The 26737-nt window shown below is 57.7% G+C and carries 30 protein-coding genes; 17 read left to right on the top strand and 13 right to left on the bottom strand.

All coding sequences use genetic code 11. From position 1 onward, the window contains the following. Nucleotides 1-174: 174 nt before the first annotated feature. From BAR1_RS01925 to greA, 3 genes are all read right to left on the bottom strand, one after another. Complete coding sequence (locus BAR1_RS01925; protein ID WP_118941456.1) at nt 175-762, bottom strand: LysE family translocator; 588 nt, start codon at nt 760-762, stop codon at nt 175-177. A 131-nt stretch (nt 763-893) separates the two neighbouring features. Next, a complete protein-coding gene (locus tag BAR1_RS01930; RefSeq protein ID WP_118941457.1) occupies nt 894-1919 on the bottom strand; it encodes a hypothetical protein in 1026 nt (341 codons plus the stop codon). Between the two features lie 28 nt (nt 1920-1947). Beyond that, complete coding sequence (greA, locus tag BAR1_RS01935) at nt 1948-2418, bottom strand: transcription elongation factor GreA (protein WP_118941458.1); 471 nt, start codon at nt 2416-2418, stop codon at nt 1948-1950. A gap of 298 nt (nt 2419-2716) precedes the next feature. On the opposite strand from greA, the gene BAR1_RS01940 reads away from it, so the two are divergent. The 3 genes from BAR1_RS01940 (at nt 2717) to BAR1_RS01950 (ending at nt 7016) form a co-directional block, all read left to right on the top strand. Beyond that, a complete protein-coding gene (locus tag BAR1_RS01940) occupies nt 2717-4369 on the top strand; it encodes an electron transfer flavoprotein-ubiquinone oxidoreductase (protein ID WP_118941459.1) in 1653 nt (550 codons plus the stop codon). Between the two features lie 108 nt (nt 4370-4477). Next, entirely contained in the window at nt 4478-6187 is a 1710-nt protein-coding gene (locus BAR1_RS01945) for a tetratricopeptide repeat protein (protein ID WP_228408677.1), read from the top strand. Further along, nucleotides 6177-7016, top strand: a complete 840-nt coding sequence (locus BAR1_RS01950) for a 4-(cytidine 5'-diphospho)-2-C-methyl-D-erythritol kinase (protein WP_118941461.1) — start codon at nt 6177-6179, stop codon at nt 7014-7016. Before BAR1_RS01945 ends, BAR1_RS01950 begins: the two co-directional genes overlap by 11 nt. 40 nt (nt 7017-7056) lie before the next feature. On the opposite strand, the gene BAR1_RS01955 is transcribed toward BAR1_RS01950, so the two are convergent. Beyond that, nucleotides 7057-7992, bottom strand: coding sequence for a polyprenyl synthetase family protein (locus tag BAR1_RS01955; protein ID WP_118944304.1), 936 nt, complete (start codon nt 7990-7992; stop codon nt 7057-7059). A gap of 119 nt (nt 7993-8111) precedes the next feature. Here BAR1_RS01955 and BAR1_RS01960 point away from each other — a divergent pair, with 119 nt between their 5' ends. The 3 genes from BAR1_RS01960 (at nt 8112) to BAR1_RS01970 (ending at nt 9389) form a co-directional block, all read left to right on the top strand. Next, complete coding sequence (locus BAR1_RS01960) at nt 8112-8333, top strand: putative signal transducing protein (protein ID WP_118944303.1); 222 nt, start codon at nt 8112-8114, stop codon at nt 8331-8333. Next, complete coding sequence (locus BAR1_RS01965; protein WP_118941462.1) at nt 8333-9100, top strand: tRNA1(Val) (adenine(37)-N6)-methyltransferase; 768 nt, start codon at nt 8333-8335, stop codon at nt 9098-9100. Before BAR1_RS01960 ends, BAR1_RS01965 begins: the two co-directional genes overlap by 1 nt. A 124-nt stretch (nt 9101-9224) precedes the next feature. Then, entirely contained in the window at nt 9225-9389 is a 165-nt protein-coding gene (locus tag BAR1_RS01970) for a YdcH family protein (RefSeq protein ID WP_118941463.1), read from the top strand. On the opposite strand, the gene yddG is transcribed toward BAR1_RS01970, so the two are convergent. Further along, the gene (gene yddG, locus BAR1_RS01975) at nt 9379-10263 is read right to left on the bottom strand and encodes an aromatic amino acid exporter YddG (RefSeq protein ID WP_118941464.1); all 885 of its coding nucleotides are present in this window, start codon (nt 10261-10263) and stop codon (nt 9379-9381) included. The two genes, BAR1_RS01970 and yddG, sit on opposite strands and share 11 nt — an antisense overlap. Beyond that, on the bottom strand, nt 10260-11204 hold the full coding sequence (gene gcvA, locus BAR1_RS01980; RefSeq protein WP_118941465.1) for a transcriptional regulator GcvA: 945 nt from the start codon (nt 11202-11204) through the stop codon (nt 10260-10262). Before gcvA ends, yddG begins: the two co-directional genes overlap by 4 nt. Nucleotides 11205-11287: 83 nt before the next feature. Here gcvA and BAR1_RS01985 point away from each other — a divergent pair, with 83 nt between their 5' ends. After that, nucleotides 11288-11491, top strand: a complete 204-nt coding sequence (locus BAR1_RS01985; RefSeq protein WP_118941466.1) for a hypothetical protein — start codon at nt 11288-11290, stop codon at nt 11489-11491. Here the strand turns inward: BAR1_RS01985 and phbB are convergent. The 3 genes from phbB to BAR1_RS02000 form a co-directional block, all read right to left on the bottom strand. Next, a complete protein-coding gene (phbB, locus tag BAR1_RS01990; protein ID WP_118941467.1) occupies nt 11488-12210 on the bottom strand; it encodes a beta-ketoacyl-ACP reductase in 723 nt (240 codons plus the stop codon). The genes BAR1_RS01985 and phbB overlap by 4 nt on opposite strands. A 79-nt stretch (nt 12211-12289) precedes the next feature. Beyond that, nucleotides 12290-13468 (bottom strand): acetyl-CoA C-acetyltransferase, encoded by a 1179-nt coding sequence (locus BAR1_RS01995; protein ID WP_118941468.1) that lies wholly within the window; start codon nt 13466-13468, stop codon nt 12290-12292. A 112-nt stretch (nt 13469-13580) separates the two neighbouring features. Beyond that, nucleotides 13581-14420, bottom strand: coding sequence for an EAL domain-containing protein (locus BAR1_RS02000; RefSeq protein ID WP_118941469.1), 840 nt, complete (start codon nt 14418-14420; stop codon nt 13581-13583). Nucleotides 14421-14548: 128 nt separating this feature from the next. Between BAR1_RS02000 and BAR1_RS02005 the strand changes: the two genes are divergently transcribed. Then, entirely contained in the window at nt 14549-15121 is a 573-nt protein-coding gene (locus tag BAR1_RS02005) for a DNA-3-methyladenine glycosylase I (RefSeq protein ID WP_118941470.1), read from the top strand. Here the strand turns inward: BAR1_RS02005 and BAR1_RS02010 are convergent. Beyond that, nucleotides 15118-15735 carry a TlpA disulfide reductase family protein gene (locus tag BAR1_RS02010; protein ID WP_228408679.1) on the bottom strand — a complete coding sequence of 206 codons (618 nt, stop codon included), beginning with the start codon at nt 15733-15735 and terminating at the stop codon, nt 15118-15120. The two genes, BAR1_RS02005 and BAR1_RS02010, sit on opposite strands and share 4 nt — an antisense overlap. Nucleotides 15736-15757: 22 nt before the next feature. Here BAR1_RS02010 and argH point away from each other — a divergent pair, with 22 nt between their 5' ends. Together argH and BAR1_RS17850 are read left to right on the top strand one after the other, a co-directional pair. Next, nucleotides 15758-17164, top strand: coding sequence for an argininosuccinate lyase (argH, locus tag BAR1_RS02015; RefSeq protein WP_118941472.1), 1407 nt, complete (start codon nt 15758-15760; stop codon nt 17162-17164). Next, nucleotides 17161-17334 (top strand): hypothetical protein, encoded by a 174-nt coding sequence (locus BAR1_RS17850; protein WP_162891645.1) that lies wholly within the window; start codon nt 17161-17163, stop codon nt 17332-17334. The genes argH and BAR1_RS17850 overlap by 4 nt, the downstream gene beginning before the upstream one ends. Here BAR1_RS17850 and BAR1_RS02020 read toward each other — a convergent pair. After that, a complete protein-coding gene (locus tag BAR1_RS02020; RefSeq protein WP_118941473.1) occupies nt 17329-18057 on the bottom strand; it encodes a DUF4336 domain-containing protein in 729 nt (242 codons plus the stop codon). The two genes, BAR1_RS17850 and BAR1_RS02020, sit on opposite strands and share 6 nt — an antisense overlap. After that, the gene (locus tag BAR1_RS02025) at nt 18057-18494 is read right to left on the bottom strand and encodes a hypothetical protein (RefSeq protein ID WP_228408681.1); all 438 of its coding nucleotides are present in this window, start codon (nt 18492-18494) and stop codon (nt 18057-18059) included. The genes BAR1_RS02020 and BAR1_RS02025 overlap by 1 nt, the downstream gene beginning before the upstream one ends. Nucleotides 18495-18599: 105 nt before the next feature. Between BAR1_RS02025 and BAR1_RS02030 the strand changes: the two genes are divergently transcribed. Genes BAR1_RS02030 through BAR1_RS02045 form a run of 4 tightly spaced genes read left to right on the top strand, consistent with a single transcriptional unit; the run spans nt 18600 to nt 23395 of the window. Next, nucleotides 18600-19205: a TetR/AcrR family transcriptional regulator gene (locus BAR1_RS02030; protein WP_118941474.1), complete on the top strand. Its 606-nt coding sequence runs from the start codon at nt 18600-18602 to the stop codon at nt 19203-19205. Beyond that, entirely contained in the window at nt 19205-19501 is a 297-nt protein-coding gene (locus BAR1_RS02035; protein ID WP_118941475.1) for a DUF2834 domain-containing protein, read from the top strand. Before BAR1_RS02030 ends, BAR1_RS02035 begins: the two co-directional genes overlap by 1 nt. A gap of 20 nt (nt 19502-19521) precedes the next feature. Then, complete coding sequence (gene lysA / locus BAR1_RS02040) at nt 19522-20787, top strand: diaminopimelate decarboxylase (protein WP_118941476.1); 1266 nt, start codon at nt 19522-19524, stop codon at nt 20785-20787. A gap of 25 nt (nt 20788-20812) precedes the next feature. Continuing rightward, entirely contained in the window at nt 20813-23395 is a 2583-nt protein-coding gene (locus tag BAR1_RS02045) for a TIGR02302 family protein (RefSeq protein ID WP_118941477.1), read from the top strand. A gap of 21 nt (nt 23396-23416) precedes the next feature. Here BAR1_RS02045 and BAR1_RS02050 read toward each other — a convergent pair whose 3' ends face one another. Next, on the bottom strand, nt 23417-24259 hold the full coding sequence (locus BAR1_RS02050; RefSeq protein ID WP_118941478.1) for a zinc-ribbon domain-containing protein: 843 nt from the start codon (nt 24257-24259) through the stop codon (nt 23417-23419). A 162-nt stretch (nt 24260-24421) separates the two neighbouring features. On the opposite strand from BAR1_RS02050, the gene BAR1_RS02055 reads away from it, so the two are divergent. The 3 genes from BAR1_RS02055 to BAR1_RS02065 are packed head-to-tail and all read left to right on the top strand — an operon-like array spanning nt 24422 to nt 26735. Then, nucleotides 24422-25099 carry a cell division ATP-binding protein FtsE gene (locus tag BAR1_RS02055; RefSeq protein WP_118944306.1) on the top strand — a complete coding sequence of 226 codons (678 nt, stop codon included), beginning with the start codon at nt 24422-24424 and terminating at the stop codon, nt 25097-25099. Next, nucleotides 25096-26001 (top strand): cell division protein FtsX, encoded by a 906-nt coding sequence (locus BAR1_RS02060; RefSeq protein WP_118941479.1) that lies wholly within the window; start codon nt 25096-25098, stop codon nt 25999-26001. Before BAR1_RS02055 ends, BAR1_RS02060 begins: the two co-directional genes overlap by 4 nt. Beyond that, a complete protein-coding gene (locus tag BAR1_RS02065) occupies nt 26001-26735 on the top strand; it encodes a lysophospholipid acyltransferase family protein (protein WP_118941480.1) in 735 nt (244 codons plus the stop codon). Before BAR1_RS02060 ends, BAR1_RS02065 begins: the two co-directional genes overlap by 1 nt. The last annotated feature ends 2 nt before the right edge of the window (nt 26736-26737 follow it).

A 26737-nucleotide genomic window follows, 5' to 3' on the forward strand; every position in this document is an offset into this window, starting at 1 on the left:
TTGCTGTGCAAACATAACAAACCGACCGGTGCGAAAGGCATCGGTGCGGTGGTTTCAAATATGCTGCGGGCGTTACATGGTTCTCTCGTGGGGTATGGGGTCGCGGTACGGGGTCTTTAGACGCTGGCGGGGTTTGCGGCAAGATCGGGTGATGCTGATGTGCCACACCGTGTGTCAAGAGAGCAACAGCCACAGTGCGACCCCCGCAAGGCAAATTGCAAAACCTGTGTTGATGCGGTGGGCGGCTGCGGGGCTGTTGAATAGGCGTGACAGGGTTTGACCGGCAAAGGTCCAGACCAGAAAGGCAAGCAAGTTGTTGGCGGTAAACAGGGTGGCGACAAGGGCGGTTTCGAACAATGTTTCGCCGGGAAACTGTGTAAACAACAACGCCATGATCAAATAGCCTTTGGGATTCAACAGCAGCAGAATTGCCCCGTCCAATGCCGTTGCAGGGCGGGTATCAGCAAGGGATTGCGCGTTGTGGCTGCGGTAGAGTTTAAAGGCCAGCCATAGCAGGTATATCGCACCAAGGGTTTGGATCAGGGTAAAGCTGCGGCTGGCCGGATCCAAAGCAACAGTAACCCCCGCGCCAATGGCAAAGCTGACGATCAGGGTTGCGGCGTGATATCCAAATGTGGCGGGTAGGGAGGCGGCCACGCCATAGCGGGCACCGAGGGCGGCAAAAAACATGTTGCCGGGGCCGGGGCTGTAGGCAAGCGGAAACAGGAACAAAAACAATAGCGGGATTTGGTGGGGTGTCATACGGGCTTCCTTTTCCATATGGGAAATAGGAAAGACAGCGGGGATCAGGCGACCCGGAAGATGCGCATTGTTCCCCTAAAACATGTCGAACCAAATCGAATTCACCGACCCGACTCTAGGTGCGATACGCTCTAATCAAACGTCCCCGTCACACGCCCCAACAACATAAAGGCCCGCGCGGTGCGGGTGTTGGACAGGGCCACGATATCCTGATCCGAGGCGTTGGGTTCAAATTCGACAAAGGTTTTATCGAACTGTCGCAGGAAATGGTGCACTGCATCGCGGAAAATCGGATCCTGACGCATCCGCCCCGAGGTCAGTGCAAGGCTGGAGCGATCATGCACACCGCCCAGCGGGGCAATGCTACGGCCGCGTTCGCCTCTGGCAAAACTGCGCCAGATTTCGGGGCGTGAATGTTCCGGTTTCAGGTCGTCCATATAAATGCCCTCCTGTGATAACAGGGTCAGCACATCCTGTGCCGACTGGATCAGGCGGGCGACGTGGCGGTCCTTTAGCGCGCGGCGCAGGGCGGCAAAGCCTTCGCGGTCATCCGGATCATCCGGGAAATTCAGGGCGCGGACAAAATCATTCACGCTGACAGGTGGGGCCATATCTTCGGCGGTGGTGCCTAGGGCAAGGCTGGTTTGCTCGTCACCCTCTGGCGCAGTTCCATTGGGGATGGCGGGCTTGTCCGGTGATTGTTCTTCGGGATTGTTGCGGGCCGAGGTAAAGGTGGCAATCGCCGTTTCCGTCTGTTTGGCGGTTGCGGCGATTTCTTCCAGTTTCTTTTCAACCGAGGGCTGGATCCCCGCATGTCCTGCATGGGTCTGTTCCAGATAGGTGTGGCGCATGGCGTCGATCGAGGCCTGAAGCCGCGATGATTCCTCGCGCATCACGCGGGCTGAACGCGCCGCAAGCGCACCGACCCAGATCACTGCAATAGGCAGGAAAATCGTCAGAAATTTCATCACGAAAACCACAGGGTCCAATGTGACGCCTGCCTCGCCTTTGGGGGCAAAGGTAAAGAACAAAACAACACCCGCAATCCACAGCACCGACAGCACAATGGCAATGATTTCGGCCGAGGTAATACCGCCTCGCCCGCGACTGTTGAAAATGCCCAGATCAATTGGCTTGTCGTCGGAATTCTGGTTCATTCGCCCGGACAGCCCCCTTTGCTAATTGCTATTTATAGACAATATTCAGGATTTCGTAGCTTTTTTCACCACCCGGTGTTTTTACTTCGACGCTATCGCCTTCTTCTTTGCCAATCAGGGCGCGGGACAGGGGGGATTTCAGGTTCAACAGGCCCTTTTCGATGTTGGCTTCGGGTTCTCCAACGATCTGATAGGTTTTTTCCTCGTCCGTGTCCTCGTCAACCAATGTGACGGTGGCGCCGAACTTGATGGTGCCGGACAGGGTGGCCGGGTCGATCACATCGGCCAGCGACAGGATCCCCTCAAGCTCTTTTACGCGGCCTTCGATAAAGCTCTGTTTTTCGCGGGCTGCGTGGTATTCGGCGTTTTCCGACAGGTCGCCATGTTCGCGCGCCTCGGCAATCGCGCGGATCACGGCGGGGCGTTCCTCGGACTTGAGGATTTTCAGTTCTTTATCAAGCGCGTCAAAACCCGCGCGGGTCAGTGGTATTTTTTCCATTTTACTCTTTAGCTGTTTTAGGCGCCGATACGGGCGCTAATTATGGCCGTTTATGCAAAGAAACCGACCACGGGGTCGATTGCAAGGAAAATACACGAATGGGCCAGTGTTTGGCGGAGAATTGTCACTGTTATAGATATGTATGGCCAATGATGATGACAAGGCAGGATTTTCATCGAAATGCCATGGAATAACGCTGTGTTTCAATTGACCCGCACTGGTGGCTTCGGATACCAAACTATCTAACGGGATCGCGCGTAACAATGTTGCGCGGCAGCCAGAAAAGGGTGGATTTGACATGGCCGAGATTGAACGCGAAGCGATGGATTATGATGTGGTGATCGTGGGCGCGGGGCCAGCGGGCCTGTCAGCGGCGATCCGGCTGAAACAGCTGGATGAAGATCTGAATGTCGTGGTGTTGGAAAAAGGCTCGGAAGTGGGCGCACATATTCTTTCCGGTGCCGTTCTGGACACGGCGGGGCTGGATGCACTGATCCCTGACTGGAAAGACAAGGGTGCGCCGATCAATGTGCCGGTGAAGAAGGACAACTTTTATATGCTGGGCGAAGCGGGCAAGATCCGTATCCCCACCACGCCAATGCCGCCATTGTTAAGCAATCACGGCTGTTACATCGTGTCGATGGCCAATGTCTGTCGCTGGATGGCTGAACAGGCCGAAGGCATGGGTGTCGAGATTTTCCCCGGCATGTCCTGTTCCGAACTGGTGTTTGGTGACAATGGCGAGGTCAAGGGTGTGGTCGCGGGTGAATTTGGCAAGAATGCCGATGGCACCCCGTCCGATGCCTACGAGCCGGGGATGATCCTGAACGGCAAATATGTGTTCCTGTCCGAGGGCGTGCGCGGCAGTCTGTCAAAAGAGGTGATCGCCAAATACGGGCTGGATGCGGACAGTGACCATGCGAAATTCGGCATCGGTATGAAGGAAATCTGGGAGATCGATCCAGACAAGCACCGCGAAGGCACGGTGACCCATACAATGGGCTGGCCTTTGGGGCGCAACGCCGGTGGTGGTTCGTTCATCTATCATATTGACAACAATCAGGTTTTCATCGGATTTGTGGTACATCTGAATTACCAGAACCCCTATCTGTCGCCCTATAACGAATTCCAGCGCTTCAAGCATCATCCGATGGTGGTAGACCTGCTGAAAGGTGGCAAACGGGTGGCTTACGGTGCCCGTGCCATTACCGAGGGCGGCTGGCAGTCGATTCCAAAGGTTTCCTTCCCCGGTGGCGCCTTGCTGGGCTGTTCCGCAGGGCTGGTGAATGTGCCGCGCATCAAGGGCAACCATAATGCCATGCTGTCAGGCAAAGCCGCCGCCGAGGCCGCGCATGAGGCGATCAAGGCCGGGCGTTCAGGCGATGATCTGACCGCCTATAATGACGATCTGCGTTCGGGTCCGATTGCCAAGGATCTGAAGCGGGTGCGCAATGTGAAACCGATCTGGTCCAAGCTGGGGATGCTGCCGTCCCTGATACTGGGCGGGTTCGATATGTGGGTGGCCAATCTGACCGGCTGGAACCCGCTGGGCACTTGGAAGCACGGGAAATCGGATGCGGCCGCGACTGGCGCGGCGGCCAAATTCAAACCGATCGAATATCCCAAACCGGACGGCACCCTGTCGTTTGACCGGCTGACCAACGTCAGTTTTTCCTTTACCAACCACGAGGAAAGCCAGCCATGCCACCTGCATCTGGCCGATCCGGATATCCCGATCAAGGTGAACCTGCCGAAATACGCCGAACCGGCGCAGCGCTATTGCCCGGCCGGTGTGTACGAGGTGATCGAGGAAGACGGCAAAGAGCCGCGTTTCCAGATCAACTTCCAGAACTGCGTGCATTGCAAAACCTGCGACATCAAGGATCCCAGCCAGAACATCACCTGGACCTGCCCGCAGGGCGGTGACGGGCCGAATTATCCCAATATGTAACGGATTTGTCAGAAATCGGGGCGCGGAATTCCGCGCCCCGCATTGATTTGCATGGTGCAAGCGACTACCTTTAGCGGACAAACGTCCCCAAAAAAGGTATGACCCGCCGTGCCCGTTAAACCAAACACCCCATTCGCCGCCCTTGCATTGGGCTTTGCCGCTGTATTCTCGGGGCATTCCGCTATGGCCGAACCATCGGCTGGTGATTACCTGGCCGCGCGCCATGCCAGCTATATGAGCGATTACAAGGCGGGGTCGGAATATTACACCAAGGCATTGCTAAGTGATCCCTCGAATCCGGTTTTGCTGGAAAATGCGCTGGTGTCCTTTGTTGGTCTTGGGGATTTTGGCCGCGCCATTCCGGTTGCCCGCAAGATGGAATCTGACGGCATTGTCAGCCAGATTTCGCGGATGGTTCTGGTGGTTGCCTTGGCCAAGGCCGAAGACTATGACACCTTGCTTGCCAAACTGGACAAAGGCGAAACCGTTGGCCCGCTGGTTGACGGTTTGATCGGGGCATGGGCCGAGATCGCCAAGGGCAACAAACCGGCTGCGATGGCCGGTTTTGACGAGGTTGCCCAAGGCAAAGGGATGCGCAGTTTCGGGCTGTATCACAAGGCTTTGGCGCTGGCCTCGATCGGCGACTTTGACGAGGCCGAGAAGATATTTGCAGGGGACGCAAGCGGCCCCGTGCGCATTACCATTGGCGGCGTGTTGGCGCATGTCGAAATTCTAAGCCAGCTTGGGCGCAATGCAGACGGGCTGGAAATTCTGTCCAAGGTTTTCGGAGACGAGCCGGACCCGCGCGTTGCACAATTACGGGACGCCCTGAAAGCCGGGGACAAGGTGCCGTTTTCTCTGGCGCATAATGCCAATGAAGGCATGGCCGAGGTTTTCTTCTCGGTGGCATCGGCGCTGAAAGGCGAAACCGATGATGGCTATACGCTGATTTACAGCCGCATGGCCGAACAGTTGAACCCGAACCACATAGACGCCATTCTGCTAAGCGCCGGTATGCTGGAAAAGCTGGAGCGTTACGATCTGGCGACCGATACCTATAACCGTGTGCCGCGCGATGACCCGTCCTTTTTTGCTGCTGAACAGGGGCGCGCAGCGGCCATGCGTAAGGCAGGCAAGGAAGAAGCCGCGCTTGAGGTTTTGCAGCAGCTGGCCAAAAGTCACGGCAACCTGCCGTCGGTCCATTCCGCGCTGGGCGACGCTTACCGCCAGCAAAAACGCTATAAAGAAGCTGCCGAGGCCTATGACCGCGCCGTTGGCCTATCGGGCAAGCCGACGCCGGATGACTGGTTCTTGTATTACGCTCGTGGCATCAGTCGCGAGAGGATTGAAGACTGGGACAAGGCCGAGGCCGATTTCCGTCTGGCGCTGGAGTTGAACCCGAACCAGCCGCAGGTGCTGAACTATCTGGGCTATTCGCTGCTGGAACATAATATCAAACTGGACGAGGCGCTGAAGATGATCCAGCGCGCGGTTCTGGCCCAGCCAAATGACGGCTATATCACGGATTCTCTGGGATGGGCGCTGTTCCGGCTGGGGAGATATGACGATGCGATGAAATATATGCAGCGCGCAGCAGAACTGACGCCGGTTGACCCGATTGTCACCGACCATCTGGGCGATGCGCTCTGGGCCGTCGGTCGCAAGCTTGAGGCACGGTTCCAGTGGCGTCGCGCGCTGTCTTACGAGCCGGAGCCCAAAGAGGTGACCCGCATCCGGCGCAAGCTGGAGATCGGGCTGGACGCGGTGCTGGAAGAAGAGGGCGCAGACCCGATTCCGGTTGCGGCCAATGGCGATTAGGGTTTTCGCCCCGGCCAAGGTTAATCTGACGCTACATGTGACGGGCCAGCGGGCGGACGGGTATCATTTGCTCGACAGTCTGGTGGTGTTTGCAGATGTCGGCGATGTGGTGACGGCGGTGGATGGCGCGGGCCTGACGCTGGACGTTACCGGGCCCGAGGCTGGCGATGTGCCCTCGGGGGAAAGCAATTCCATTTTACAAGCCGCACGGTTTTTGGGCGTGGATGATGTGGCCTTTTCACTGGAAAAACATCTGCCGACAGCCGCTGGAATTGGTGGCGGCACAGCAGATGCGTCGGCGACCTTGCAGGCGGTTGCACAGTTGCGCGGCGTGGATATACCTGCGGATGTGTTGCCGTTGGGGGCCGATGTGCCGGTGTGCCTGCGGGGCTGTGCCACGCGTATGTCGGGGATTGGCGAGGAATTGGCGGATGTGGACGGCTTGCCGGACATCTGGGCGGTTCTGGTCAATCCGCGTGTCGGGGTTTCAACGCCCGAAGTTTTCAAACGCTTGCAGTCTAAGGACAATAGGCCGATGCCGGATGAGATTCCGGCGTTCGAAACAGTGCGGGATCTGGCTGGCTGGTTGGCAGAGCAACGTAATGATCTGGAGGCGGCGGCGATAGAGGTTCAGCCCAAGGTGGCCGAGGTGCTGTCGGTGTTGCAGCAGGCTGTGGGGCAGTTATTGACCCGTATGTCGGGATCGGGGGCAACCTGTTTTGCCATTTTCAGCGACGAGAAAAGCGCAAAAGGCGCGGCACAGGAAATTTCCACGCAACACCCTGACTGGTGGGTTCGAAACACACGGCTGGGCGGAAAAAATCTTTGAAAGATTTTTCGCAAGGATTTTTGAAAACCCTTGGCCACCCCTAATTTACGCGCGCAACCACATAATCTGCAATGTCACGCAGCATGTCGCGGACCGGATCATCCGGTAGTGCCTCAAGCGCCGCCTTGGCCTTTTCGGCCCATTCCAGCGCCACATCACGGGTGTCGTCCAGTGCCCCGTGTTTGTGCAACAGCTCCAGTGCGAATTCCAGATCGCCCTCTTGCTGCTTGCCCTTTTCAATCGTGCGCACCCAGAAGGCCCGTTCCTCGTCGTCTGCCTTGGCAATCGCCTTGATCAGCGGCAGCGTCAGTTTGCGTTCGCGGAAATCGTCGCCGATGTTTTTGCCAATCGCCTCGGTGCCCGCGAAATCCAGCAGGTCATCGACAATCTGGAAACTGATCCCCAGCGCATCGCCATAAGCATACAGCGCCTTGGTCACGGTTTCATCCGCCCCCGCAATCACGCCGCCCACCTCGCAGGCCGCCGAAAACAGTGCCGCCGTTTTGCCGCGCACCACTTGCAGGTAAACAGCCTCGGATGTGGCCAGATCCTGTGCGGCCGTCAGTTGTAGCACCTCGCCTTCGGCAATGGTGGCCGAAGCGTTGGCCAGAATGTCCAGAACCGTCAGTGATCCGGTTTCCACCATCAGCTGGAAACTGCGCGAAAACAGGTAATCGCCCACCAGCACGCTGGATTTGTTGTCCCACAACAGGTTCGCCGTGGGCCGCCCGCGCCGCTGGTTGCTTTCGTCCACCACATCATCGTGCAGCAGGGTGGCCGTGTGGATGAATTCGACCGTGGCCGCCAGATGGATGTGATAGGGGCCATCATAGCCACACAGTTTCGCCGCCGCCAGTGTCAGCATCGGGCGCAGGCGCTTGCCGCCGGCCTCGACCAGATGGGCGGTGACTTCGGGGATGCGCGGCGCGTGCTTTGACGCCATGCGGGTTCGGATCAGATCGTTCACCTGTGCCATTTCGGCGGCCAGATGTGCGCTCAGGCGTTCATGCGGTTTGTCTACTGCTTGGTCCAAGCCCGTCACTCTCTTGTCTGTTGGCTCGACAAACCCGCAGGTTTGCCCTTATGTCATTTGTTATGAAAGAACTTTTGCGCACCAATGACATCACCGCCATTGCCTTTGCCAAGGCTCTTCTTGATGGCGAGGGTATAGACTGCTTTGAAATGGACGTAAATATGAGCGTGCTGGAAGGGGGCATTGGCATATTGCCGCGCCGCCTGATGGTGCGGCAGGCCGACCTGTTTCAGGCGCGGGCGATCATGCGGGATAACGGGATCGAATACGAGGGGCGCGGTTGATGGGGTTTGCTGAATCCGACCTGACCCATGACCGGTTTCTGGACGGAAAGTTGCGCGTCTGGCAGCCCAAGGCAGGCTATCGTGCAGGCGTTGATCCGGTGCTGCTGGCGGCCACGGTTCCGGCACAGGCCGGTGACAGCGTGCTGGAACTGGGCTGTGGTGTGGGGGTGGCCAACCTGTGCCTGTCGGCGCGGGTTTTTGGGCTGGATTTGACAGGGATCGAGGTGCAGCCGGACTATGCCGAACTGGCACAACGTAATGCGGATGAAAACGGGCATGATATGACGGTGCATTGCGCCGACCTGCGCGCCCTGCCGGAATCCGTTTTGCAACGTAATTTTGACCACGTTATCGCCAACCCACCCTATTACCTGCGCGATCGCGGCACGGCGGCCATGGATGCGGGCCGCGAAACCGCGCTGGGCGAGGCAACTCCGCTCGCCGACTGGATCGACGCGGCAACACGCCGGTTGAAACCCAAAGGCCATCTGACCGTCATTCAGGACGCCGAACGCTTGCCCGCACTGCTAAGTGCGCTGGATGACCGGCTGGGCAATGTTCGCGTTTTGCCACTGGCCCCGCGCGTGGGGCGCTCTGCGCATCTGGTGATTTTGCAAGCCAGAAAAAGCGGACGCGCGGCGTTCCGGTTGCTGGCGCCTGTGGTGATGCACGAAGGGGTGGCGCATGACGGGGATCGCGAAAGCTACAGCGCCGAAATTCGCGCTGTATTGCGTGATGGGGCCGCTTTGGCGCTTCAGTCGCGTTAAGAGAATATAAAGTTTTCTAATGTTTTCTAGGGATACAGGTGGGGGTGTTCTTGTTTTTCGTGACATGCGGCCACATCTATGATGGACTAGACATGTGTAAAAACAAACCAAGGGAGAACGACTTATGACCATGAGTTCACACCTAAACGAACTCCGCAAAAAACACCAAAATCTCTCGGAAATGGTTGAGCAGGAACAGCGCAACCCGGGCACCGACGACCTGTATATCGTCGATCTCAAGAAACAGAAACTGCGACTTAAGGAAGAGATTTCGCGTCTCACCTCGTAGCAGGACTGTCTGACACGGCGGCTTTGGCGCGTGCCGCCAAGGCTGCACCGAAAGTGATCAAAAGGGCTGCCAATAACAGCGCCCAAGTGGGTTTTGCTATTCCCGCACCCACCAGAACCAGCGTTGAAAGCAACGGGGCCGCATAGGATGCGACGCCCAGCAGTTGGATGTTGCCCTGCTTGACACCGATGTCCCAGACGTAAAATGCCAGCCCGACAGGGCCGACGCCAAGGGCGATGATTGCACCCCAGCCTAACGTGGTGGTGGGCCAGATGGTGGTTTCCAGCGCCAGATGGGCCAGCGTGGACAGGGCCGCGGTCAGCAGACAGAAAATGGCAACGCTATCGGTCGGGATGTCGCCCAGCCGACGCGATAGCACCGAATATCCCGCCCATGTCAGTGCGCAGAGCAAAGCCAGCCCGTAGCCGGTGAATGCTTCCGCCTGAAACCCTGCGCCACCCTTTAGAACGATCAACGCCGCACCTGCAAAGCTGATAACCCCCCCTATAATGTGGTTCCTGTGCAAGTGCTCCCCCGGCAACAGGCCGGAAAACAGCACGATCAGTAGCGGCCATAGATAGGCGATCAGACCGGCTTCGGCGGCGGGGGCAAGGCGCAGGGCGGAAAAATACAGGAAATGATAGCCAAACAGCCCTGCCGTGCCAAAAGCGTAAACGCGCCAGTTGATCCGGTGCAGGCGGGTCAACCCGCCCGAGGCCGCACTCCAGATCAACCCGATTGTGCCGCCAATGGCGAAGCAAATCGCGGTCAGTTGAAACGGGGGCACAGGGGCTGTGCCCACGGTCAGCAACGCCAACAGGGACCACAGCAGCACTGCAATGAAACCGATTTGTGTGGCGGGGGTGCGGGTCAAAACCTGATATCCTTTTGATCAACAAACCGGCGGGGTTCGCGGCATTTATGCATGGCGGCGGCTTCTTTCAAAACCCAGTCGATAAAGGCTTTGATATGTGGCCGGTTCTCGACCCCTTCGGGGCAAACGATACGGTAACGCGCAGTCACAGCGATAGCCAGCGGGAAGGGCGCGACCAACTGGTTATCCCGTAACGCCCGTTCAGTCAGTGAATAACGCCCTAGCACCACGCCGGTTCCGGCGATAGCGGCGTCATTGGCATGGTCGGATTGCGAGAAGCGCGGGCCGCCTTCGGGGGGCGGTCCAAGTCCTTGCTCATGAAACCATGTGTTCCAGTTCGACGATTGTTTGATGAATTTGAAGTCGTCCTGATGCAGCAGGGTTGCATTGCGCAAATCTTCGGGCGTGCGAATGACCTTGGCCATTTCGGGCGACATCATCGGTGTCATCCATTCATGGATAATGTCCTGACTATACAGCCCGATATCCGGCCCTTCGCCAAACCGGATCGCCACATCTACCTCGTCACGATCAAAATCAATCAGGCGCAGGGTGGCGGAAAAGCGCAACTCGATGTCGGGATGGGCCTGCGCAAAATCGAACATACGCGGGGCCAGCCATTTGGCGGTAAATGCGGGACCGGCGGTGATGGTCAGGGTTTGCGAATCTGTCAGACGTTGCACGTTTTGCCATGCGGCATTCAGCGTGGCAAAGCCTTCGCTGGTGGCGGGGGCCAGCAGGCGGCCTGCTTTGGTCAGCTCGACAGCCCGGTTCAGCCGTCGGAATACGGGTTGGCCAAGGTGGTCTTCCAGTGATTTGATCTGAAAACTCAGCGCAGCAGGAGTGACGTTCAATTCGTTGGCCGCTGCGGCAAAACTCATATGACGGGCTGCGGCCTCGAAGGCGCGAAGGGCGGTGAGTGGGGGCAGGCGGGTGCTCATGTCAGTTAAGTATAACTTATCTGGTAATATGAAAAGTCTCGTTTGTAGGTATTAATGATGGATGTCACATTAAGGCAAGTTAAATGAAACTGTCCCGTCAGGAGGCCGCAATGCTGATGATCACGTCCGATCCGAAAATCAAAACGATGATTGCCAAAGGTCGCAAAAAGCGCAGCAACGCATTTTGGCAGGTGGTTTTCAAGGGTTCCACTGCCGCTCGGCCAAAGGTCGTTACGGCATTGGAAAAAGGGGCAGCGCCTGCGCAGCGTTGCCCCGACTGCCCTTAGGTCAGGTATTGCCCACCGTTGGCTGTCAGGGTTGAACCTGTGATGAAACCGGAGTCATCCGAGGCCAGAAAGGTGACACAACGGGCGATTTCATCGGCTTCGCCCAAGCGGCCCACCGGGATTTGCGCGATGATGCTGTCACGCACCTTTTCCGGCACGGCCATCACCATTTCGGTGCCGATATAGCCCGGGCAAATGGTGTTCACGGTGATGCCTTTGAACGCGCCTTCCTGCGCTAATGCCTTAGTGAAACCGATATCCCCCGCTTTGGCGGCGGAATAATTTGCTTGCCCCATTTGCCCTTTTTGGCCGTTGATCGAACTGATGTTGATGACGCGGCCGAATTTGCGCTCGCGCATACCATTCCAGACCGGATGGGTCATGTTGAACACGCCGTTCAGGTTGGTGTCCATCACCTCTTGCCATTGCTCGCGGGTCATTTTGTGGAACATGCCGTCGCGGGTGATGCCCGCATTGTTGACCAGAATTTCCACCGGGCCCAGATCGGATTCGACCTGTGCGATGCCTGCAACACACGCGTCGTAATCGGCCACCGACCATTTGTAGGTGGCTATTCCGGTGTCCTTGGTGAAGGCCGCGGCGGCATCGTCATTGCCGGCGTATGTGGCCGCGACTTTGTATCCGGCGTCCTGCAAAGCAATGGAAATGGCAGCGCCAATTCCGCGCGTGCCGCCAGTGACAAGGGCAACTCTGGTCATGTTCGCCTCCAAATCGGGCGCGCAATCAAGTTGCGCTAGGTTAATCCATCACGCAACATTCTTGCGCAATGGATTTTCCTTACCCGCGTTCGACGCAGAGCGCAACACCCATTCCGCCGCCGATGCACAAAGTTGCCAAACCTTTCTTGGCGTCGCGGCGGACCATTTCAAACAGCAGGGTGTTCAGGATGCGGCAGCCCGAGGCGCCGATCGGGTGGCCTATGGCAATCGCCCCGCCGTTGACGTTAACGATTTCGGGGTCCCAGCCCATGTCCTTGTTGACGGCGCAGGCCTGTGCGGCAAAGGCTTCGTTTGCCTCGACCAGATCAAGGTCCTCGGGTTTCCAGCCTGCAATTTCAAGGGCTTTGCGGCTGGCGCCAATTGGGCCAACGCCCATGATCGACGGGTCAAGGCCGACCGTCGCGTAAGAGGCGATGCGGGCCATCGGGGTGATGCCGCGTTTTTCGGCGTTGTCGGCGGACATCAGCAAAACGGCGGCTGCGCCATCGTTGATGCCGCTGGCGTTGGCGGCTGTGACGCTGCCGTTTTCGCGTACAAAGGCGGGGCGGAGTTTTTGCATCGCTTCCATTGTGGCGCCGTGGCGGATGTATTCATCCGAATCAACCACGGTTTCGCCTTTGCGGGTTTTCACGGTGAAAGGGATGATTTCATCAACGAATCGCCCAGCCTTTTGCGCCGCTTCAGCCTTGTTCTGACTGGCGACGGCGAATTCATCCTGCATTTCGCGGCTGATCTGCCACTGGTTGGCGACATTTTCGGCAGTCTGGCCCATGTGATAACCGTTGAAAGCATCCCAAAGCCCGTCGCGGATCATGCTGTCGATATATTGCATGTCGCCCATTTTCTGACCTTTGCGCAGGTTGGCGACATGGGGGGAAAGCGACATGTTTTCCTGACCGCCTGCGGCCACAATATCGGCATCGCCCAACTGGATATGCTGTGCGGCCAGCGCAACCGCCCGCAGGCCCGAGCCACAGACCTGATTGATGCCCCAAGCGGCGGATTCGATCGGCAGACCGGCGTTTATGTGGGCCTGACGGGCGGGGTTTTGCCCCTGACCGGCGGTCAGAACCTGCCCGAGGATGGTTTCCGAAACCTCGCCTTTTTCAATACCTGCGCGTTCGACAATGCCTTCCAGAACAGCAGCGCCCAGATCATGTGCGGGCGTGTTGGCGAAGGATCCAAGGAAGCTGCCTACAGCAGTTCGGCCGGCGGATGCGATTACGATATTTGTCATTTTGACTGTCCTCTTTGCTGGAAATTTCAAGAGGCCAGACCTGCCTTGCCCCCGTGTTGCGCCCAGTGTTAGGAGGTTTGATGCTTTGCGGCAATAGGTGTGTATATTTGGATTATGCGCGCCTTTCCTGATCCGCGATATGCCATGGCGGTGTTATCGTCGGGGCCCCAAAGTGGTACCCTTGCAGGCAATCAACACCGATTTTACGAAGAAATTCGGCATCTTCCGCGGTTTCGACACATTCAGCGACGGTGAACATTTCGAACTGTTCCGCAATCGAAACCAGTGCCTGTGTCAGTACCTGATTGTCCGTATCATCCTGAATGTTGCGGATGAACTGGCCATCAATTTTGACGATATCAAAGTAGAAATTCTTGAGGAATCGAAAGGCCGTAAATCCCGCGCCAAAATCATCCAATGCAAATGAAATACCCAATGCTTGCAGATCGCGCATAAAGGCTGTGACGATATCCGGCATCAGCATGGCCGAGGATTCGGTTATTTCCAGAATAAGCCGTTCCGCGATGGTTTCATCCTGAGAGATTCCATAATTCAAAATTTGCATCCACCTTGGATAGCCGATTGAACGGGCGGACATGTTTATTGACAGGCGTAATGTGGGTTCTTGTGCCAGAGCCTCAAGCCCCAGTTCCAATGCGTGGCAATCCAGTACCCGCCCCATTTCATCCGTTTCCACCACTTCAATAAAGTCACGTGCGGGAATGATGCGGCCGGTGTCGTCCAGCACACGGATCAACCCCTCGTAAAAAGCGGGGGGATTGGGGGTGTCGGCGCGGACAACAGGTTGATAGGCCAGCATCACCTGTTTGCGTTGCAACGCGTCACGGACCATTTGCATTGTATCCCTGTCACGTTCACGGATGGCAAAATCCAAGGGGTTATCCATAAGTGGGGTTGGGTCAGGTTTTGTCGGAATTGTCTTTGGTCGCATTTGATTCTCCGTCCCGTGTAGGGGCACAATGGAGGAATAGCGCCTAACAACAGGTAAAGATTCACATTTTTCTCTAATTATACTAAAATGCTGGAATACAGTGTAACCGGTGGAAAGCAGGACATATTATGGAAAACAGATGCGCATGGGTCGGGAATGAGCCGATTTATATTTCCTATCATGACGAGGAATGGGGCGTTCCCGAGTATGACAGCCGTGCTTTGTGGGAGAAGCTGATTCTGGACGGGTTTCAGGCCGGACTTAGCTGGATCACCATTCTGAAGAAGCGCGATAATTTCCGGGCGGCGTTTGCGGGGTTCGATCCGGATGTCATTGCCGGGTGGGGCGAAACCGAGGTTGAACGCCTGCTACAGGATGCGGGCATTGTCCGCCATCGCGGCAAGATCGAAGCAACGATCGGCAATGCCAGGGCGTGGCAGGTGATCGAGGCCCGCGAGGGGTTTGATACGTTCCTGTGGAATTATGTGGATGGCAAGCCGCTGCGGAACCGGTTCAAAACCATGGCCGAGGTTCCGGCGCAAACGCCCCTGTCAGTGCAGATATCAAAGGATTTGAAAAAGGCGGGATTCCGGTTTTGCGGCCCGACAATCGTCTACGCCTTTATGCAGGCCGTGGGTCTGGTGAACGACCATGAAGTCGGATGCGAATGCCACGACAGGGTGGCAAAACTGGCGCGTTAGGGTGCAATCAGGGACTGGATGATGGCGAATGTGCTGTCGGTATCCCATTCCGCGCCGCCGGTCAGACGGGCGATTTCCTGACCCTCGGGGTTCAGGATCACCGAAACCGGCAGGCCCAGAACATTCATGCTTCGGGCCAGAGTTTGCTTGGGGTCCAGCAGGACCGGCAGGCTGGTGATATTGGCTGTTTCAAAGAATTTGTTGATCGCAGGCACGGTATTGCGGCCGGTGGCAATGGTGACGACCTCGAAATTGTCGCCGCCTTTTTGTTTCTGTAGCCGGTCCAGTGACGGCATTTCCTGACGGCATGGCGGGCACCATGTGGCCCAGATGTTCACCAGCACATATTTGCCTTTGTATTCGGCCAGTGTGTGTTCGTTTCCATCCGCGTCAGTGAAAGGCGTGTTAACGGCGGGCTTGGCCGTTTCATGGAATGAAAGTTTCAGCATCAATCCCTCGGCCAGCGGGTGCGGGCCGCTCAGGCCGGTGCTTTGGGTCACCTCTTGGGGGGCTGATTTCAGACCCAATGCGTCTTTGACAGCCTCGATATTGCTGACCGCATAGATTGCACCGGCCGCGATTGCCGCATATAGGATTGCTGAACGTAACTGCATATCAATTCTCCGGGTGCCGATGATGACCGAAACTAGCAAAGATAACGCAAAAGCCAACACCATGTGGGGTGGTCGGTTTGCCGCAGGGCCGGATGCGATCATGGAGGCAATCAATGCCTCGATCGGGTTCGACCAGCGGATGGCCAAACAGGACATCGAAGGCTCGCGTGCCCATGCCGCAATGTTGGCGGCGGCGGGTATCATCACTGATACGGATGCGGCGGCGATAAGGGAAGGGCTTCTCACGGTATTGTCAGAGATCGAGGGCGGCACGTTCGAATTTTCCACGGCGCTCGAGGATATCCACATGAATGTGGAATCCCGCCTGAAGGATCTGATTGGCGAACCGGCGGGGCGGCTGCACACGGCGCGGTCGCGCAATGATCAGGTTGCGCTGGATTTCCGCATGTGGGTGCGCGAACAAACGGATGCGGCGATCAGCGGTTTGCAGGCGCTGATACAGGCGCTGCTGGCACAGGCCGAGGCCGGGGCGGATTGGGTGATGCCCGGCTTCACCCATTTGCAGGTGGCGCAGCCGGTGACATGGGGCCATCACATGATGGCCTATGTGGAAATGTTCGGCCGTGATATGAGCCGCTTTGCCGATGCACGCAAACGTATGAACCAATCACCTTTGGGCGCGGCGGCACTGGCCGGCACATCCTTTCCGATCGACCGGCATATGACGGCACAGGCGCTGGGCTTTGACGCGCCGGCCTCCAATTCTCTGGACGCTGTGGCGGATCGGGATTTTGCGCTGGAGTATCTGGCCGCATGTTCAATAACTGCAATGCACCTGTCGCGGTTTTCGGAAGAACTGGTGATCTGGTCCTCGGCCCAGTTTCGATTTGTGCAATTGTCGGACCGGTTTTCCACCGGATCAAGCATCATGCCGCAAAAGAAAAACCCGGATGCGGCGGAACTGATCCGCGCCAAGATCGGCCGGATTATGGGGGCGATGGTGGGGCTGTTCACTGTGATGAAGGGCCTGCCGCTGACCTATTCCAAAGACATGCAGGAAGACAAGGAACAGGTGTTCGATGCCGCCGACAGCCTGATGCTGGCACTGGCTGCGATGACCGGCATGGTCAGCGATATGAACGCCAATGTGGACGCGCTGGAGCGCGCGGCGGCCACCGGATTTTCCACCGCCACCGATCTGGCCGACTGGCTTGTGCGCGAGTTGGGGATGCCGTTTCGCGAGGCGCATCATGTGACCGGCACGCTGGTGGCAATGGCCGAGACCAAGGGCTGTGATTTGCCCGACCTGTCGCTGGATGATATGCAAAGCGTGCATGAAAACATCAATGCGGGTGTGTTTGATGTGCTGGGCGTGCATAATTCGGTCGCCAGCCGCACCAGTTACGGCGGCACAGCGCCCGGCGAGGTCCGCAAACAGATTGCCCGCTGGAAAGAGGCGTTGAAATGAGAACAGTTCTGGCAATGATCGCATTGGCTACGCTGGCTGCCTGTGGCGCGGATGGCGAACCGGTGCGCCCGTCAATGAATGCGGGTGTTACGGTGACGCCAAGCGGTGTGCACCCGTCGGTTTCTTTGGGCACAAAGGTCGGGCCGGTAAACCTGATTCTCGGGCTATAACACCCAGCGGAACGCCCGTTTCAATTCGGCCACGGCGTTTTTGTCATACCAGCGCCCGTGCGCCAGAATGATGCGTTCCGGTCCCCAGCCGATCATCTTTTCGACCTCGGCGCGCAGCAAGTCGCGGTGCTTGGAAAAGGTCATCCGCATGTCACGCGGCATCTGCCCGTCCGGATCCTGAATGTTGCCCCATTTGGTCAGGATACGCAGGAACCAGCCCAGTTTGTCCGGTTCGAAATTTTCAATCAGATCAGTCAGGATCAGGGTTTTTGAGTGCTTATGAAAGAACACCGCCTCGCGGTGGATCTTGCTGCCCTCGACAATCATCTGTTCGATCTGGCCGGCCCATGCGGTGGGCGGGGTCTGGGTCAGATCCTCGTCAAAGCGCAAGGCCATCCCGTGTTTTCTGGCCCGTTTCACCACACCGGGTGCTGCATAGGCGCGGGCCTTGGGAAAGGCTTTTTGCCATTCCGCGATATAGGCATAGTGAATCCAGTTGGGCGCAATCAGGTGGCAGACGGGGCCAAGGGCGGTTACTTCATCCCGCAGGCTGTCGCATATTTTGGTTGGAGAGTGCAGCCAGATATCACCGTTTTTTAGCCGCACCACGGTCATGCGGGTGGAAAAGGGGGCGCCGTAGAATTTGATGGATGGCCCATCCACGACCCAGATGTCTTTGGCGACGGGTTTCAGGGTGTTCAAAGGGGCATAAGGTTCGGTCATTATCTATTCAATCCGCGATGGCACAGCACAATAACATAGGCGGCGAGCATTGCATCCAGTATTTCGATCAGACCCAGCAACAACGGGATCGGGTCGGGGGTTGCGGGAAACACATGGCCCAGATCAAGCAGCACCACAAAGATATATCCCCATCCGGCAATGATTCCGCCGATCGCCGCTGCTTTGCTGTCCCGCAACAAGCCGATGCCGGATGCGATTGCCCCAACCCCCAACAGCACCAGAAACACATTGAATCCCCAAAACACAGGCCCGCCAAGGCCTGAAAAATCGCGGGTCTCGACCGGGCCGCCGGGCACAAGTGTGATGAAGGTGATCACCAGCAACAATAGCAGTTTTCCAGCGGGCCTGAAAAACGGGCGGGTATCATCGGGCCAACCAAAGCCGTGCGGGCGGCGTTCAAGCGGTACAGTAGACATATTGGCGCCTCTTAAATGACTATTGGGTCATTAATAGGGAGATTTAAAATGACCGTCAAGTCATTTATAGCTTGCCCTGTGCCGGAAACCTTTTAAAAAGGGGGCATGCCAAAGATTGTTGATAAAGATGCAATGCGGGTGCGGATCATGGAAGCCGCGATGCAATGCTATTCCACCCAAGGGTTTCACGCCGCCAAGATGAGCGACATCGCCAAAGCGGCCGGTTTGGCCAAGGGCACGCTGTATCTGTATTTCAAAAGCAAGGACCAACTGACCACGGCACTGGTAAAATGGATTTTTCAGGAAATCGAACAACAGATAATGCCACAACGCGAGGTCCGGACGCTGACGGACTATATGTCGCAAATCAGAACGGCGCTGGATGCCTCGGAAGAAACCCGCATCGAGACAAGGATGTTTTTCGAGGTGCTTGGCCCCAGCTTTGGCTCGGACGAGGTGGTCGCCGAAGTTGCCGGGTTTTTCGAGCGGATCGGAGCGCAAAGCACAGAGCAATTGCGCCATCTGGTCAAAGTGGGAGAGGTGCGTAGCGACATAGACGCAGATGCAACAGGGCGTAGTATTGCAGCGCTGATTGACGGAATGGTGACCCATCGGGCGATGTTCGGGCTGGAAGATGCGCGATACCGCTCCATGATGGACACAACGCTGGAAATGCTCCGGCGCGGGCTGGAAATCCAAGGAGAGGTCTAATGTCAAAACTGCGCGCAACGTATTTGCTGCTGGCGATCCTTGGGGCGTTATTGCCGATGAGCTACCTTGCCCCGTGGATCATTGAAAATGGCCTGTCCGTTGGCGGGTTGATCACCGCATGGCAGCAAAACGCGGCGGCAACGGGGCTGTTTTGGGATCTGGTGATTTCCGCTATCGCACTAACGATCTGGGTTCTGGCGGACACATTGCCGCGAAATAACCGCCTTCCTCTGCTTGCCATTCCCGCAACTTTCCTTATCGGTGTGTCTTGCGGCTTGCCGCTATTTCTATACTAACGCACAGGGCCGACCGACTGATGGATTACTTTCTATACCAAATTGGCATCCTTCATGCCGAAGACGTTGCAATCCCTGAAATCGCCGCACAGGTGGGGACGCCGTTCTACCTCTATTCCGCCGCCACCCTGCGCCGCCATTTCCGGCTGTTTGACGAGGCGCTAGAAGGGATGGACCATCTGGTTTGCTATGCGATGAAGGCCAATTCCAATCAGGCAGTGTTGAAACTGATGGCGGATATGGGCGCGGGTATGGATGTGGTTTCGGGTGGCGAATATGCCCGCGCAAAAGCCGCCGGTGTGCCCGGCGAGCGGATCGTGTTTTCCGGCGTTGGCAAAACACGGCAGGAAATGCACATGGCGCTGAGCGGCGGTATCCGTCAGTTCAATGTCGAATCCGAACCGGAAATGATTGCGCTGAACGAGGTGGCCCTGTCACTGGATATGGTCGCGCCGATCACCATTCGGGTGAATCCCGATGTCGATGCCAAAACCCACGCTAAAATTGCCACCGGCAAATCGGAAAACAAATTCGGTATCCCGATATCGCGGGCCTCAACGGTCTATGCACAAGCGGCGGCGATGAAGGGGCTGGACGTGATCGGCATCGACGTTCACATCGGCAGCCAGTTAACACAGCTTGAACCCTACCGCGCCGCTTATGAAAAAGTGGCTGACCTGACCAAACAACTGCGCGCCGAGGGTCACAACATCCGCCGCCTTGATCTGGGCGGCGGTCTGGGTATCCCCTACGAACGTTCAAATGATGCGCCACCCCTGCCAATGGAATACGGCCAGATGGTCAAGGAGGTGCTGGGCGATCTGGATTGCGAGATCGAGATTGAGCCGGGCCGTCTGATTGCCGGCAATGCCGGAATTCTGGTGGCGGAAGTGATCTATGTAAAACAGGGCGAGGACCGCCAGTTCCTGATCGTGGACGCTGCGATGAACGATCTGATCCGCCCCGCGATGTACGAGGCACACCATGACATCCTGCCTGTGGTCGAGGCCGAAGCGGGGATGGAGCAATCCCCTTACGACATCGTTGGCCCTGTTTGCGAAAGCGGCGACACATTCGCCAAACAGCGCAACCTGACGCCACAACAGGCCGGTGATCTGGTAGCGTTTCGATCGGCCGGTGCTTATGGCGCGGTGATGGCTTCGGAATACAATTCCCGCCCGATGATCCCCGAAGTTCTGGTCGATGGGCATCAATTCGCTGTCATCCGGCCCCGCCCGACCTTGGAAGATATGATAAACCGCGATACCATACCGGAATGGCTCTGACCTATCGGGGCCAAAAAGGATCGGTATGAGCGGCAATCGCACCCCAAAGGACGACGCCCTGAAAGGTTTGGCATGGCCCCTGCGCCTGACCCGTGCGGGTATGGTGGCAGAACGGGCGACCAAGGCATTCTGGCCGCTGTGGTCGGTGCTGATGCTGGCGATTGCGCTGGTGATGCTGGGGGTGCAGGATTTCACCCCGCCGAAACTGGCAATGGCGGCGGTGGCTGTGTTTGCACTGGCGGCTGTGTGGACGCTGGTTTACGGGCTACGTCGGTTTCGCTGGCCAACCGAGGGCGAGGCGCGCGAACGGCTGGATGCCACTTTGCCCGGCCGCCCCATCACGGCACTGACCGATACGCAGGCAATCGGCGCGGATGATGCGGCTTCACAGGCCGTCTGGAAGGCCCATGTCGCGCGCATGGCTGCACGGGCCAAAGGGGCCAAACCTGCCCCTGCCGATTTGCGCGTGTCCGCAAAAGACCCCTATGCGCTACGCTATGTGGCGGCGCTGGCCTTGCTGGTGGCACTGCTGTTTGGATCATTGAACCGTGTGCAGACCGTGGCGGATATTGCCTCAGGTGCGGGCGGAACCGCCATGGCTGCGGGGCCAAGCTGGGAAGGCTGGGTCGAGCCACCCGCCTATACAGGCAAGCCGAGCCTGTATCTGAATGACCTGCCGCAAGGTGATTTAAGCGTGCCCAAAGGGTCGCGCATCACGGTGCGCCTGTATGGCAAGGTCGGGTCGCTGACTGTGCGCCAGACGGTTTCGGATGAAATCACAGAGGACGCCACCGCTGTATCGCAGGAAATGACGGTTACGAAAGACGGCGTTCTGGCGATTGAAGGGCAGGGCGGGGCCGAATGGCAAATTGCCTTGCTGCCCGACCTGCCGCCAACGGTGCGCTTTGACGGCGAGCTGAAACGCGAGGCGCGGGGGGTGATGAAGCAGCCCTTTGCCGCCAGTGACGATTACGCCGTGGTGCGCGGCACTGCGGAATTCCGGCTGGATCTGGAGACGGTTGATCGCCGCTACGGGCTGGCTGTTGATCCTGAAGAACGCGATCCTGTTGTCCTTGACCTGCCCTTGCCGATCACCGGCAGCCGCGCCGAATTTACCGAGGAACTGGTGGATGATCTATCCGAACACCCGTGGTCCGGCCTGCCCGTCACGCTGACCCTGACGGTCGAGGATGCCTCGGGACAAACCGGCCGGTCCGAAGCCATGCATATGCTGATGCCGGGGCGCCGTTTCTTTGCGCCGCTGGCCCGTGCGGTGGTTGAGCAGCGCCGTGATTTGCTGTGGTCGCGCCAGAACGGGGCGCGGGTGGCACAGGTGCTGCGGGCGGTGACACACCGGCCCGAAGGTTTTGTGCGCAATGACAGTGCCTATCTGATGTTGCGGGTGGCAATCCGGCGGCTCGAGGCCGGCGTGGCCTTTGGCATGACGCCTGAATTGCAGGATGAAATTGCGGCTGCACTGTGGGATATCGCGCTGATTTTCGAGGATGGTTCTTTGGCGGATGCCAAGGAACGGCTGCACCGTGCGCAGGAACGGCTGGCAGAGGCGATGAAAAACGGGGCCAGCAAGGAAGAAATCGAAGACCTGATGCAGGAATTGCGCGACGCCACCAAGGATTACATGCGCCAGTTGGCGGAACAGCAGCGCCAGAATGGCGAGCAGGACCAGCAACAGGCGCAAAATGGCGAGACCTTTGAATTTACGCAGGAAGAATTACAGGCCCTGATGGACCGGATCCAGGAGCTGATGGAAGAAGGGCGGATGGAAGAAGCCGCCGATCTGATGCAGCGCATGAATGAAATGATGGAAAACCTGCAAATGGCCGAAAATCAGAACGGCCAAGGCGAAGGCAGCCCCGACCAGCAGTCGATGGAAGATCTGAAAGACACCCTGCGCGATCAGCAAGGGCTGTCAGACGAGGCATTCCGCGATTTGCAGGAACAGTTCAACCCCAACGCCAACCGTGGGGAAAGTGGCCAGAACCGTGGCGAATCCGGTGGGCAGGGTGAAGGGCGCAGCCACACAGGACAAGGTGATCAGGGGCAGGGCGGGGGCGAAGGCCAGACCGGCCAAGAGGGTGGTGGCAAGGGGCAGAGCGAAAGCCTTGCGGATCGCCAACAGGCCTTGCGGGACGAATTGCGCCGTCAGGAAAATGGCCTGCCAGGGGCTGGAACTGCCGAAGGCGATGCCGCTCGCGAGGCGCTGGAACGTGCCGGTCGCGCGATGGACGGGGCCGAACAGGCATTGCGGGATGGGCAGCTGGCCGAGGCGCTGGACAATCAGGCCGAGGCACTGGAAGCCCTGCGCGAAGGGATGCGCAATCTGGGTGATGCATTGGCGCAAAACCGTCAACAGGACGGAAGCCAGCAAGGGCAGGCGCAAACACGCGATCAGGCCAACGGGCGCGATCCGCTGGGACGCGACAACAGCGGGCGCGGATCATCTGCAACGCAGGGTGATGTGTTGCTGAACGGGGATGTGCGCCGCCGTGCGCAGGAATTGCTGAAAGAATTGCGCCGCCGTTCAGGTGACCGAAGCCGCCCGGAAATTGAACGGGACTATCTGAAACGCCTGCTGGACAAGTATTAAAGCCAGCTGTGGAATGGCCTGTTAATTGCCGGCAGTGCCCGACATTTTATCTGTCGCAGCCTTCATCATCTGGTCCAGCCAATCCCGCAGGTTGTTCACCTGTTCGACATAGCTGACCATATAGGGTTCGCTTTCAGGGAACCGCTGAACAATATCGGGGGCGTAAATATACGCCAGCAATCCCAGCGTTGCCAGAATCAGAACCAGCGAGAATCCAAGCCTGAATCCGCGCCGCCCGCTTGGCTGCGCCTCGTCGTCCTCGGTGGTTTCGTCAAGTGAATCAGTCGCGGCGCGCAGAGTCGAGTTGATTTCATCAATATCCGGCAACCGGTCACGATGGGCTGAGGCACCGCTTTCAGCAGTGGGCTGGCTGTCAGGGTGTGGCTTTGCCGATGCTATGGAAACATCGGATGGGGTATCGCTAGAGGTTTTGGACAGGTCCAGTCCGGCCTTTGGCTCGGGGTCTTGTGTGCCCTTGGCCTCTTTTGCTCTTGCAGCGGCTTCCCGTGCGGCTTCTTCCCGCAGAATTCCCAATACGGATTCGTCAGTCTTGCGGGGGGCGGGTTCCTGGTCGTCGCTATCCTTGTCGGACTCGGCGGCTTCATCGGATTGATCTGTTGTTTCGCTTGCTTCAGCGGATTTGGTATCACCCTCGTCTGTCGTTTCCGGCGCTGCGTCTGTTTTCTGCTCCGCATCCTGTTTCGGGGCGTCCACGGGCGTTTCGCCATCGGCCTCCAACTGGGCTGCCGATTTCTGGAACCACGTATGGCCACAGCTGGAGCACTGAACATCACGCCCTTCAATTGGGATGACGCTATCGTCCACCTCGTATTGCGCATCGCAATTTGGGCATATTAACCGCATGTTTGTCCCCACATTCACTGCAAGTTAAGTTTTCTTAAATCTGTTAACTATTACGTTGTATCAATGGATTGGCGAAGATCAATCTTTTTGATCGTTGTTGCCATTGAAACATTTTCCATTCTTATGCACAACTGTCTCCAATTCGTAAAGAAAGGGCAGTATGTGATCGAGCTACAAAATGTGGCCTATAATTACGGCGGCGGCGAGCTGTTGTCGGATATTTCGCTTAAACTGGCCCCTGGATCCTTTCATTTCCTGACGGGACCATCCGGTGCAGGGAAATCCACATTTCTGAAATTGTGTTATATGGAACTGGCGGCGACATCGGGGCGGGTGCAGGTATTTGGCAAGGATGTTGCGGCAATGGGCCGCGATGAAATTGCCCGCAACCGGCAACGCATCGGGGTGGTGCATCAGGATTGCCGGTTTCTGGACCATTTGTCGATTGCAGCCAATGTAGCCTTGCCAATAAGGGTTTCCGGCCGTGATGCCAGCGCCGAAGAGGCCAACCTGAAGGATCTGCTATCATGGGTTGGCCTAGAGGATCGCGCAGACGCATTGCCGGCAGAATTATCCGGGGGGGAAAGGCAGCGCGCCGCGCTGGCACGCGCTGTGATCATGTCACCCGATGTTGTTTTGGCGGACGAACCAACGGGAAATGTGGACTGGGAAATGTCCAAGCGTTTGATATCGTTGCTGGTTGAGCTGAACAAGATGGGTAAAACCATCATGATTGCCACCCATGATCTGAATTTGATCCGTACGGCCAAGTCGCAGGTGAATGCGCGGGTGTTACGGATCAGCAACAGGCAATTACAACTGGCGGGGGCGGATTTGTGAAACTGGATGTCTCGGAGTTGATTGCGCTGCTCAAAGGTGACTCGCAAGCGGACAAGGTGGTTCCGCCCAGCGGGTATACGGCTACGCTGACGTTGTTTACCTCGGCCGCTATGGCATTTCTTGCGGTTTTCGCGCTGGCCTTGTCGCTGGCGACCGGGCGTTTGGCAGATCGCTGGGCGTCCGAATTGGCGCGGTCATCAACGGTGCGGATATCGGCGCCGGCGGGGCAGATGGAGGCCCAGATGCGCGCCGCGCTGGAGGTGCTGCGCACCACAACAGGTGTGGCCAGCGCCAAGGCGCTTTCGCAAGAAGAACAGCGCAAGTTGCTGGAGCCGTGGTTTGGCCCCGACCTGCCGATCGAAAGCCTGCCGGTGCCGCAATTGATCGAGGTGATCGAGGACGCGTCGGGCTATGATTCCGACGGGCTGCGCTTGCGCCTGTCTGCCGAAGCACCGGGGGCGGTGCTGGATGATCATACCCGATGGCGCAAACCCCTGATCAAGGCGGCAGACCGGCTGCGGTTTCTGGGGGTGTTGTCAATCCTGCTGATCGCACTGGCCACGGGCGCGATGATAACGCTGGCCGCAAACGCGGCCCTTTCGGCAAATGCGCAAGTGATCAGCGTGTTGCGTCTGGTTGGCGCGCATGACGCCTATATCGCCCGCGCCTTTGTGCGCCGCTTTACCTTGCGGGCATTGTCTGGCGCCCTGATCGGTGTCGTGGCCGGGATGCTTGCTGTTGCCTTTCTACCCGGCACCTCGGAAGCGGGCGGTTTCCTGACAGGGCTTGGCTTTCAGGGGTGGCATTGGCTATTGCCCTTTGTCATACCCCCGTTGGCGGCTTTGGTGGCCTTCTGGGCCACACGCACGGCGGCCTTGCGCAGATTGAAGGAGCTAACCTGATGAAATACGCAATCCAGTGGCTGCGCAGTCTTCTGTTCAGCATCCAGATGTATATCATGATGCCGCTGATGGCGCTGGTTTACCTGCCGTTCGCCTTTTTCACCTACAAGGCGGTTTTCGCCTATATCAAGGCCTATGCCAACTATTGCCGCTGGACGTTGCGCTGGATGGTGGGGTTGAAAACCGAAGTGCGCGGGGAAATTCCGACCGATGAATGTCTGATTGCTTCCAAGCACCAGTCATTTCTGGATGTCATTTTGATCGTCTCGACCGCCACTAACCCGCGGTTCATCATCAAACGCGAATTGCACAGGATGCCGATTTTCCACTTTTTCGGCAAGCGCATGGGCAATGTGCCGGTCAAACGCGGGGATCGCGGGCGGGCGATTGCCAGAATGATGGCGGATGTGAAAAGCGGCAAAATCGCCAAAGGACAGTTGGTGATCTATCCGCAAGGCACCCGTATCGCACCGGGGGTCAAGGCCCCTTACAAGATCGGCACGGGGTTGCTGTATGAGCAGACCGGACAGGATTGCGTTCCGGCGGCGACCAACGTCGGGGTGTTCTGGCCCAAACGCGGGGTTTACCGCAAACCCGGTGTGGCGGTGCTGGAATATCTGCCCCCCATCAAGGCGGGTAAACCGCGCGATGAATTCATGGCCGAACTGGAGCAGGTGATCGAGGAAAATTCGGACCGTTTGATGGCCGAGGCGGGCTTTGTGCCGGAAAGGTAGCG

It is taken from the genome of Profundibacter amoris, assembly GCF_003544895.1.
GTDB lineage: Bacteria > Pseudomonadota > Alphaproteobacteria > Rhodobacterales > Rhodobacteraceae > Profundibacter > Profundibacter amoris.

Excerpts from the sequence above, each read along its gene's own strand:
- BAR1_RS01925 (WP_118941456.1), bottom strand. The coding sequence starts at position 762 with ATGACACCCCACCAAATCCCGCTATTGTTTTTGTTCCTGTTTCCGCTT.
- BAR1_RS01930 (WP_118941457.1), bottom strand. The coding sequence starts at position 1,919 with ATGAACCAGAATTCCGACGACAAGCCAATTGATCTGGGCATTTTCAAC.
- greA (WP_118941458.1), bottom strand. The coding sequence starts at position 2,418 with ATGGAAAAAATACCACTGACCCGCGCGGGTTTTGACGCGCTTGATAAA.
- BAR1_RS01940 (WP_118941459.1), top strand. The coding sequence starts at position 2,717 with ATGGCCGAGATTGAACGCGAAGCGATGGATTATGATGTGGTGATCGTG.
- BAR1_RS01950 (WP_118941461.1), top strand. The coding sequence starts at position 6,177 with ATGGCGATTAGGGTTTTCGCCCCGGCCAAGGTTAATCTGACGCTACAT.
- BAR1_RS01955 (WP_118944304.1), bottom strand. The coding sequence starts at position 7,992 with ATGGCACAGGTGAACGATCTGATCCGAACCCGCATGGCGTCAAAGCAC.
- BAR1_RS01960 (WP_118944303.1), top strand. The coding sequence starts at position 8,112 with ATGAAAGAACTTTTGCGCACCAATGACATCACCGCCATTGCCTTTGCC.
- BAR1_RS01965 (WP_118941462.1), top strand. The coding sequence starts at position 8,333 with ATGGGGTTTGCTGAATCCGACCTGACCCATGACCGGTTTCTGGACGGA.
- BAR1_RS01970 (WP_118941463.1), top strand. The coding sequence starts at position 9,225 with ATGACCATGAGTTCACACCTAAACGAACTCCGCAAAAAACACCAAAAT.
- gcvA (WP_118941465.1), bottom strand. The coding sequence starts at position 11,204 with ATGAGCACCCGCCTGCCCCCACTCACCGCCCTTCGCGCCTTCGAGGCC.
- BAR1_RS01985 (WP_118941466.1), top strand. The coding sequence starts at position 11,288 with ATGAAACTGTCCCGTCAGGAGGCCGCAATGCTGATGATCACGTCCGAT.
- phbB (WP_118941467.1), bottom strand. The coding sequence starts at position 12,210 with ATGACCAGAGTTGCCCTTGTCACTGGCGGCACGCGCGGAATTGGCGCT.
- BAR1_RS01995 (WP_118941468.1), bottom strand. The coding sequence starts at position 13,468 with ATGACAAATATCGTAATCGCATCCGCCGGCCGAACTGCTGTAGGCAGC.
- BAR1_RS02000 (WP_118941469.1), bottom strand. The coding sequence starts at position 14,420 with ATGCGACCAAAGACAATTCCGACAAAACCTGACCCAACCCCACTTATG.
- BAR1_RS02005 (WP_118941470.1), top strand. The coding sequence starts at position 14,549 with ATGGAAAACAGATGCGCATGGGTCGGGAATGAGCCGATTTATATTTCC.
- BAR1_RS02010 (WP_228408679.1), bottom strand. The coding sequence starts at position 15,735 with ATGCAGTTACGTTCAGCAATCCTATATGCGGCAATCGCGGCCGGTGCA.
- argH (WP_118941472.1), top strand. The coding sequence starts at position 15,758 with ATGACCGAAACTAGCAAAGATAACGCAAAAGCCAACACCATGTGGGGT.
- BAR1_RS17850 (WP_162891645.1), top strand. The coding sequence starts at position 17,161 with ATGAGAACAGTTCTGGCAATGATCGCATTGGCTACGCTGGCTGCCTGT.
- BAR1_RS02020 (WP_118941473.1), bottom strand. The coding sequence starts at position 18,057 with ATGACCGAACCTTATGCCCCTTTGAACACCCTGAAACCCGTCGCCAAA.
- BAR1_RS02025 (WP_228408681.1), bottom strand. The coding sequence starts at position 18,494 with ATGTCTACTGTACCGCTTGAACGCCGCCCGCACGGCTTTGGTTGGCCC.
- BAR1_RS02030 (WP_118941474.1), top strand. The coding sequence starts at position 18,600 with ATGCCAAAGATTGTTGATAAAGATGCAATGCGGGTGCGGATCATGGAA.
- BAR1_RS02035 (WP_118941475.1), top strand. The coding sequence starts at position 19,205 with ATGTCAAAACTGCGCGCAACGTATTTGCTGCTGGCGATCCTTGGGGCG.
- lysA (WP_118941476.1), top strand. The coding sequence starts at position 19,522 with ATGGATTACTTTCTATACCAAATTGGCATCCTTCATGCCGAAGACGTT.
- BAR1_RS02045 (WP_118941477.1), top strand. The coding sequence starts at position 20,813 with ATGAGCGGCAATCGCACCCCAAAGGACGACGCCCTGAAAGGTTTGGCA.
- BAR1_RS02050 (WP_118941478.1), bottom strand. The coding sequence starts at position 24,259 with ATGCGGTTAATATGCCCAAATTGCGATGCGCAATACGAGGTGGACGAT.
- BAR1_RS02065 (WP_118941480.1), top strand. The coding sequence starts at position 26,001 with ATGAAATACGCAATCCAGTGGCTGCGCAGTCTTCTGTTCAGCATCCAG.